Origin of the sequence: Arthrobacter sp. 2YAF22_2 (assembly GCF_052114645.1) — a bacterium.
Lineage (GTDB): Bacteria > Actinomycetota > Actinomycetes > Actinomycetales > Micrococcaceae > Arthrobacter.
The window spans coordinates 1-7,626 of sequence record NZ_JBFRFD010000136.1 but is presented as its reverse complement, the minus strand read 5'-3'; the positions used below and the strand labels follow the sequence as shown (position 1 = coordinate 7,626).

Below are 7,626 nucleotides of genomic sequence, written 5' to 3'. Positions count from 1 at the left end.
CGGCACCGCAGGGGTGCCCGGCCACAATACCCTGCTGGCCGCGGTGGAAAGCGCCTCCAGTGCGACTGCTCCCACCGTTTTGCAAACCCTGGCCGTGGTGGCCGGCGTCGCGGCGGTGATGGTCCTGCTGCCCCGGCTCAGCAAGGCCATCCCGGCGAGCTTGGCAGCCGTGCTGCTCGCCACCGTGGCCGCCGAACTCTTGGATCTGCAGATCCCGCGGATTGGGGCGCTGCCGCACTCCCTCCCCGCCCCGGCGCTGCCGTCGCTGGACCCGTCGGCGCTGGGCGGCCTGCTGATGCCCGCGGTGTCCGTCGCCACGCTTGCGGCGATCGAGTCCCTGCTATCGGCCAGGGTGGCCGCCGGCATGGCCGGCCCCGACGGCCGGCCCACCGGAAGGTACAACCCGGACCGCGAACTCACCGGCCAGGGGCTGGCCTCGGTGGCGGCGGGGTTCTTCGGCGGCATGCCGGCCACGGGCGCGATCGCACGGACCGCCGTCAACGTCCGCTCCGGAGCCAGGACCCGGATCGCGGCGATCGTCCACGCCCTAGTGTTGCTGGCCATTATTTATCTGGCGGCGGGGCTGGTGGGCAGGATCCCGCTGGCGGTGCTGGCCGGAATCCTGATGGTCACGGCCACCCGCATGGTCTCCCGGCAGACCGTGGCGGCGGTGCTGCGCTCCACCCGGGCCGATGCATTCGTCTTTGTTCTGACGGCGCTGATCACCGTGGCGTTCGACCTGATCGTGGCGATCGAAATCGGGCTGGTCGCGGCGGCGCTCTTCACGCTGCGCAAGTTCGCCTCGCTCAGCGGGGTCCAGCGCGAAGACATCCCCGGGCCGGCGGCGCCGGGCGACGGCCACATCGCCATCTTCCGACTGGACGGCGCCATGTTCTTTGGTGCCGCGGAACGGGTTTTGCAGGAGATCAGCCAGGTCAAAGACATCCAGGTCGCGATCATCCGGCTCTCGCAAGTCCGGATGCTCGACGCGACCGGTGCGCACACCCTGGTCGAAGTCATCTCCGCACTGGAGCTGCGCGGCGTCACGGTGCTGCTCAAGGGCGTCCAGCCGCAACACCTGGACCTCGTGACCAACGTGGGCGTGATCCGCTCACTGCGGCACCACAAGCACTTGTTCGGCAGTCTGTCCGAGGCCGTGGAACATGCCCGGAGCCACGTGGCGCGGAACGCCGCCGCTAACGCTTGAAGTTTTTCCGGATCGTTTGGCCGCGGACCACAATCCCGGCGATGTGCAGGACGAGTCCGAGACCGATGACGGCCAGGGATGCGACGGCCAGGCCCTGGTTGCCGGTGTTGTTGCCGACCAGGTTCAGGATGATACCGGCGGCGATCAGGCCCATGGCGCTGAAGACGAGCACCTTGTAGGTGGTCGGCGCGGTGGCCCAGAATTCGTTCAGCACTGTGCCATTCTACGTGGCGCAGCGCTGCCTCTTTACGCGGGCCGGCCCGGGACCGGCTCATGGCCGGCTACAGGGCGGGCTGCACCCCGAAGGCCACGGCTAGTTTCATGATCTTCTCGGCGCGGCCCAGGCGCGGCAGGTCGGAGCCGTCGCGGATGACGCGGCCGTTCGCCTCGAAGTCGGCCATGAAGTCGGTGGCCCAGGCGACGTCGGAGGGCGTGGGGCTGATGACTTCGTTGATGATGTGGGTCTGGTCAATCTGGAGGCAGAGCTTGCCGGTCATGCCCATCATCACCGTGATGCCGGTCTGTTCGCGCAGGATCGGGTGGTTGGTGCCGACCGTGGGTCCGTCGATGGGACCAGGCAGGTTGCCGACCCGGCTGGCGACAACGAGCTTCGCGCGCGGGTAGGCCATCGCTTCCGGAGTGGCGGCCATGCCGGTGTCGCGGCGGAAGTCACCGGAGCCGAAGGCCAGCCGGTAGGCGCCCTGGGCCTTGGCGATGTGGTTGGCTTCCTCGATGCCGACCGCGGACTCGACCAGCGCGATGACCGGGACCTTGCCGTCCATGCGGTGGAAGCTCTCGGTGACCTGGTCCGCGGACTCGGTCTTGGCGAGCATCACGCCGAGCAGTCCCGGCGTGCCGCGGAGCCCGGCGAGGTCATCGGCCCAGAAGGGGCTGGTGGCGTCATTGATCCGGACCCAGGCGTTGCCGCCGGCGGTCAGCCAGTCCACGACGTGCTCGCGGGCTGCATCCTTCTGCGACGGGTCCACCGCGTCCTCGATGTCCAGGATGATGGCGTCGGCACGGGACTCCGCGGACTGTGCAAAGAGCTCCGGCTTCATGGCGTTGACCAGCAGCCAGGAGCGGGCAATTTCGGCCGGGATGTTGCGCTGGGGCCGGACAATCCCGGCGGTGGTGGTAGAGGTCATGCCTCTACGCTAGCCGTCCGGGGGCGCCCGCCGCCAAGTGATACCCCTAATTGGGGCGACCAATACGACCAAAATCACTTCCGGCCCTCCCCAACTGGCTCGCATTAGGTGTCGTTTTCAGCCCTCAAAACGACAACAAGTGCGAGCCAGTTGGGCCGGCACGACGGCGGGCGGGGGCTACGGGATGTTGCTGCCCCGGGCCGTGATCCAGAGCCGGTACCACTCGGCCCGGGTCATGGCCGCCGCGACGCCGGCGGCGCCGGCGCATGCCCGGATCCGTTCCGGCTTGGCGGTGCCGATCACGGGGGCGATCCCGGCCGGGTGCTTCATCAGCCAGCCCAGCAGGACCGCTTCACCGGTGGTGTCCTTCTTCACGGCCAGCTCGGCCACGAGTGCGGCGGTGGCCTCCTCCGCTGCACTCTGGGTGGCGGACGGCGCGCCCGTGTACAGACCCCGCGACAGTGCCCCGTAGGCCTGCAGTGCGATCCCGTGCCGGACGCAGTGCTCCACAGTGCCGTGCGGGAAGCTGTAGTCCGCGCCCTCGGCGTGGTTGACCAGCACCGTGCTCTCCAGCCAGGCCCGCGCGGACAGGCTCATTTCCAGCTGGTTGGCCACCACGGGCGTGTCCAGCCGGTCCTGCAGCAACTCGATCTGCGGGGCCGACATGTTGGAGACGCCAAGTGCCCGGACTTTGCCCTCGGCCATCAGCTGCCCGACGGCGGCGGCCACCTCGGCCGGGTCCAGCAGCGGGTCCGGCCGGTGCAGCATTAGTACGTCGACGTAGTCAGTTTTCAACCGGGCGAGGCTGGCGTTGACGCGCTCCAGGATGCCGTCCCGGCTCAGGTCGTAGAACGCGTCCAGGCCCTGCTCGCCCAGCCGGATGCCGCACTTGGTCTGCAGCCGGATCCGCTCCCGCAGGCCGGGGCTCTGTGCCAGCACCTCGCCAAACACCGCCTCGGCCTTGCCGTTGCGGTAGATGTCAGCATGGTCGAAGAGCGTGATGCCCGCATCCAGTGCGGCGTCGACGGCGGCAGCCGCCTCGTCCACATGCGCGGACGAGTACGGCTCCGCCGACCAGCTGCCGCCCAGCCCCATGCAGCCATAAATGAGCTCCTGGGCCGACCGCCCGGACAGCCCGGGCGACCCGGCGGCGGGCTGCCCGGACAGGGAACTCACCGGAGCCAGACGGTGGTGTTGCCGGGGAGCAGCTTCCCGTCCAGCGGGCCGCTGCTGATCAGCACCTCACCGGCGGGCAGCTCGACGGCGTCGTCCCCGAAGTTGGTCACGGACTGCCAGCCGCCGTGGCGGCGGAAGTGCAGCACGTTGGCGTGGCCTGTTTCCAGCCATTCCAGCTCTTCGGAGGTTTGCAGTTCGCGGCGCAGTTTCAGGGCCTTCCGGTAAAACTCCAAGGTGGAGCCCTCGGTGCCGTCCTGGGCCGCGACGGCGTAGCGGCCGAACCACGCCGGTTGCGGCAGGTGGGCGCCGCCGTCGCCGAAGCCGAACGAGGCTCCATCCGTGGCCCACGGGAGCGGTACCCGGCAGCCGTCGCGTCCGATTTCCACGCCTTTGTTGCGGAAGAAGGTGGGGTCCTGGCGGTCGGCATCCGGGATCCCGGCCACCTCCTGCAGGCCCAGTTCCTCGCCCTGGTACAGGTAGGCGGAGCCGGGCAGCGCCAGCATCAGCAGGGTCGCGGCGCGGGCACGGCGCAGGYCGAGTTCCACGTCGAGCTCTTCGGCCGGGGCCCCGGCCAGCAGCCATCCCTTGCCGTCCTGGCCCTTGGCGTGCCGGCCGCCGCCCTTGGGCAGGCCGTAGCGGGTGGCGTGCCGGACGACGTCGTGGTTGGAGAAGACCCAGGTGGAGGAGGCGCCGGACTCGGTCGCTTCGGCGAGGTTGCGGGTGATGATCTCGCGGAACTCGTCGGCGTCGAAGTCGGCCTGCAGCAGGTCGAAGTTGAACGCCTGGCCCAGACCCGCCGGGCTGGCATAGCGGGCSCGGCGGCTGGCGTGCACCCAGGCTTCGGCCACGGCGGTGCGCGGCGGGTTGTACTCGTTGAACACCTCGCGCCATTCAACGTAGATCTCGTGGACCTCGTCGCGGTCCCAGAAGGGGTGCGAGCCGTCATCAAAGCCGTCGGCGCCGTCGCTGGCTCCGCCCAGCTCCAGTCGGGACAGCAGCGGCTCGGTCAGGTCCTTGGTCAGGGCGTGCGCCACGTCGACGCGGAAGCCGTCCACGCCGCGGTCGGACCAGAAACGCAGGGTCTTGAGGAAGTCGTCGCGGATCTCGCGGTTGGACCAGTTCAGATCCGGCTGCTCCTTGGCGAAGATGTGCATGTACCACTGGCCGGGGGTGCCGTCCGGCTCGGTGATGCGCTCCCAGGCCGGGCCGCCGAACACGGATTCCCAGTCCGACGGCGGGATCTCGCCGTGCTCGCCCTGGCCGTCCCGGAAGATGTAGCGTTCCCGCGCGTCCGAGCCCCGCGGTGAGGCGAGTGCTTCCTGGAACCAGACGTGGCGGTCGGAGGAGTGGTTCGGCACGATGTCGGCGATCAGTTTGATGCCTGCGGCGTGCAACGCGGCGGACATCTCGTCGAAGTCGGCCAGGGTGCCCAGCTTCGGGTCGACGTCACGGTAGTCGTCGACGTCGTAGCCGCCGTCGGCGAGCGCCGACGGATAGAACGGGGAGAGCCAGACGGCGTCGATCCCGAGGTTCTTCAGGTACGGGACCTTGGCGGTGATGCCTCTGATGTCGCCGAGGCCGTCACCGTTCGAGTCGGAGAAGCTGCGCGGGTAGATCTGGTACACGGCGGCCTGGCGCCACCAATTGGGGTCGGCGGCGAGGTCGGAACCGGGCAGGGTTGCCAGCGTGGCGGTGTTCGACAAGGGGAATCCTTTGGGCGGGGGCGGTGTCTGAGTCAGGTATCGCATGTCATACAATTTAGATAGAAGCTAAATCTATTGCCGGAACAATTATGGGTCGGCATTCACGGGGAGGTCAAGATTCCGAAGCCGCAGGGAGCCGCCACGCCCCCACTGCTGCGCCGGGTGAACGCGCAGGCAGTGCTCGCCGCCATCCGCGGCGCCGAGGTGGCCACCGGCACGGAGCTGATGGCAGGGACCGGGCTCACCCGGGCTTCGGTGATAGCCGTCTGCGAGGACCTGATCCGGCGCGGCTGGATCCGTGAACTCGACGCACCGGGGAAGAATCCCCCGTCTGCCGGCAGCGCGCAGAAGGGCCGGCCGGCCCGGCGCTTTGAACTCAAGGACCGCGCCGGCGTGGTCCTGGGCCTCGACATCGGCGCCGCCACCACGACCGCCGTCGTCGCCGATCTCCGGGGCAGGGTCATCGGCCGCGCAGGCGCCAGCTTCCGCGCGGCCGACATCCCGGCCAGTGAGCGGATCACCGTGGTGGACCGGGCGTGTCGGCAGGCGCTGGCGGCGGCGGGCGAAAACCCTGGCACGGTCCTGGCCGTGGGTGCTGGCATCGCCGCCCCGGTGGACCGTGACGGCAACGTGCTGTCCGCCCAGCACTTTTGGAGCCTGTTCGACGTCGGGCTCCGCTCGGCACTGGCGGAGCTCCACGGCTGGCGGGTGCTGTTGGAAAACGACGCGAACCTGGCCGCGCTCGGGGAACGCTGGCGCGGGTCCGGCGGCGGCGTCGACGACCTCGTCGTGCTGCTGGCCGGTGAGCGCCTCGGTGCGGGAGTGCTGGAGTCCGGCCGGCTGCTGCACGGCCACGGCGGCGGGGCCGGCGAAATGGGCTTCCTGGGCATGGTCGCGGGCGTCGGCTCCAGCGACGGGATCGCGAGCCTGGCCCGGCAGTGGCAGGGCGCGGACGGCGGTCCGACTGCCGGCGGCCAAGCGAGCGCCCGGCGCGTATTTACGGACGCGGCGGCCGGGGACACCGCCGCCCTCGCGATCCTGGATCGGCTTTCGGAGCGGATGGCCCGGGTCATAGCCGCGATCGCCAGCCTGATCAACCCGGAACTGGTGGTAATCGGCGGCGCCGTCGCCGATTCGGCTGGCGCGCTCCTGCCCGGGATCACCGCCGCGCTGCCGCGCTTCACCGCCACTCCCCCGAGGGTCACAGTCTCGCCGCTGGGAGACGCGATCGTCACCGTGGGCGCCGTCCGGCACGCCCTGGACTTCGTCGAGGCGAATGCCCTGGAACTGGAGCTGACCGCGCCGGCGTAGCAACGCCCGACGCCGGCGGGCCCTCGGGGCGGCGGGCCCCCGCGCCGTCGGGCCCCCGGGGCCAGGGCCCCGCGGTCGCGCCCCGGATATCACTCCGGCATGATCATGGTGCGCAGGTCCTGTTGACGCAGCACCCGGTCCGCCACTTCGGGGTCCGTATCCGGTTCGTTGCGGGCCTCCACAACTTCCTGCCGTGCCGCGTCGAGGGCAATGGTCTGCACGGCAATGGCCAGTTCCCGCCCGCGTTTGCGTTTCTCGTCCACGCTCTCGTTCGGCAGGCTCCCGCCCAGCAAGTCGGAACGCAGCCGGGTCATCTTCTCCTTGACCAAGGCCACCTTTTCCGGCGGCAGTTCCTTCATGAACTCGGTGTCCTTCAGCGCTGCGATGGCGGCTTCCTGGGCCCTGGAGGCCAATATCCGGGCGGCGTCCCGCTCCTCCGATCCGTCCCCGGACGCATGCAGGACCCGCATCAACCACGGCAGCGTCAGGCCCGGCAGCACGAGGGTGGCAAGCAGGACGGCGCAGGCAGTCACCAGCATTTCGCTGCGGCCCGGGATCGGGGCGCCGTCGGCCAGGGTGACCGGCAGTGCCAGCGCCAGCGCCAGCGTGGCCAGGCCGCGCATCCCGCACCAGGTCAGAATCAGCACTTCCTTGGCGGACGTGGGGCGCAGGACGTTCTTCTGGCTCCGCGCCATGCCGGACATCATGGCCAGCCAGCCGAACCGCACGGCGAACACGAGCACGCAGACGACTCCGGCCGTCCCGGCCATGCCAAGAACGGCGGCGCCTTCGTCCCGGATGACCTGCCGGATCTCGAGGCCCACGAGCCCGAAGGCCAGCCCGGTCACGAGCAACTCCACCACGTCCCAGAAGGCGGTACGGGTGACTCTCTCGGCGGCATCCTGGGGCCTGGAGTGCCGCTTCATCTCCAGGGCCGTCACGACGACGGCGATCACCCCGGAGGCGTGCAACTCTTCGGCAAGGATATAGACGGCAAACGGGACCACCAGGGTGACGGCGCTGCGGGCCACCATCGACTGCACCAGCCGCGTGATCAGCCCGGTGAGCCAGCCCATCGCGATCC

The 7,626-nt window shown here is 69.8% G+C and carries 7 protein-coding genes; 2 read left to right on the top strand and 5 right to left on the bottom strand.

Annotated features, from left to right (window positions below):
* Window positions 1-1,207: SulP family inorganic anion transporter (locus tag AB4Y86_RS07670; protein ID WP_441401568.1), on the top strand; the 1,207-nt coding region annotated here is incomplete at its 5' end.
* Here the strand turns inward: AB4Y86_RS07670 and AB4Y86_RS07665 are convergent.
* The 4 genes from AB4Y86_RS07665 to AB4Y86_RS07650 form a co-directional block, all read right to left on the bottom strand.
* Entirely contained in the window at window positions 1,197-1,421 is a 225-nt protein-coding gene (locus AB4Y86_RS07665; protein ID WP_441401566.1) for a DUF3188 domain-containing protein, read from the bottom strand. The two genes, AB4Y86_RS07670 and AB4Y86_RS07665, sit on opposite strands and share 11 nt — an antisense overlap.
* Before the next feature lie 67 nt (window positions 1,422-1,488).
* Complete coding sequence (locus tag AB4Y86_RS07660) at window positions 1,489-2,352, bottom strand: HpcH/HpaI aldolase/citrate lyase family protein (RefSeq protein ID WP_441401564.1); 864 nt, start codon at window positions 2,350-2,352, stop codon at window positions 1,489-1,491.
* A 177-nt stretch (window positions 2,353-2,529) separates the two neighbouring features.
* A complete protein-coding gene (locus tag AB4Y86_RS07655; RefSeq protein ID WP_441401570.1) occupies window positions 2,530-3,519 on the bottom strand; it encodes an aldo/keto reductase in 990 nt (329 codons plus the stop codon).
* A gap of 5 nt (window positions 3,520-3,524) precedes the next feature.
* Complete coding sequence (locus AB4Y86_RS07650; RefSeq protein WP_441401562.1) at window positions 3,525-5,231, bottom strand: glycoside hydrolase family 13 protein; 1,707 nt, start codon at window positions 5,229-5,231, stop codon at window positions 3,525-3,527.
* Window positions 5,232-5,306: 75 nt separating this feature from the next.
* Here AB4Y86_RS07650 and AB4Y86_RS07645 point away from each other — a divergent pair, with 75 nt between their 5' ends.
* On the top strand, window positions 5,307-6,542 hold the full coding sequence (locus AB4Y86_RS07645; protein WP_441401560.1) for an ROK family protein: 1,236 nt from the start codon (window positions 5,307-5,309) through the stop codon (window positions 6,540-6,542).
* Between the two features lie 89 nt (window positions 6,543-6,631).
* Here AB4Y86_RS07645 and AB4Y86_RS07640 read toward each other — a convergent pair.
* A partial coding sequence (locus AB4Y86_RS07640; RefSeq protein ID WP_441401558.1) for a cation:proton antiporter domain-containing protein occupies window positions 6,632-7,626 on the bottom strand: 995 nt, incomplete at its 5' end.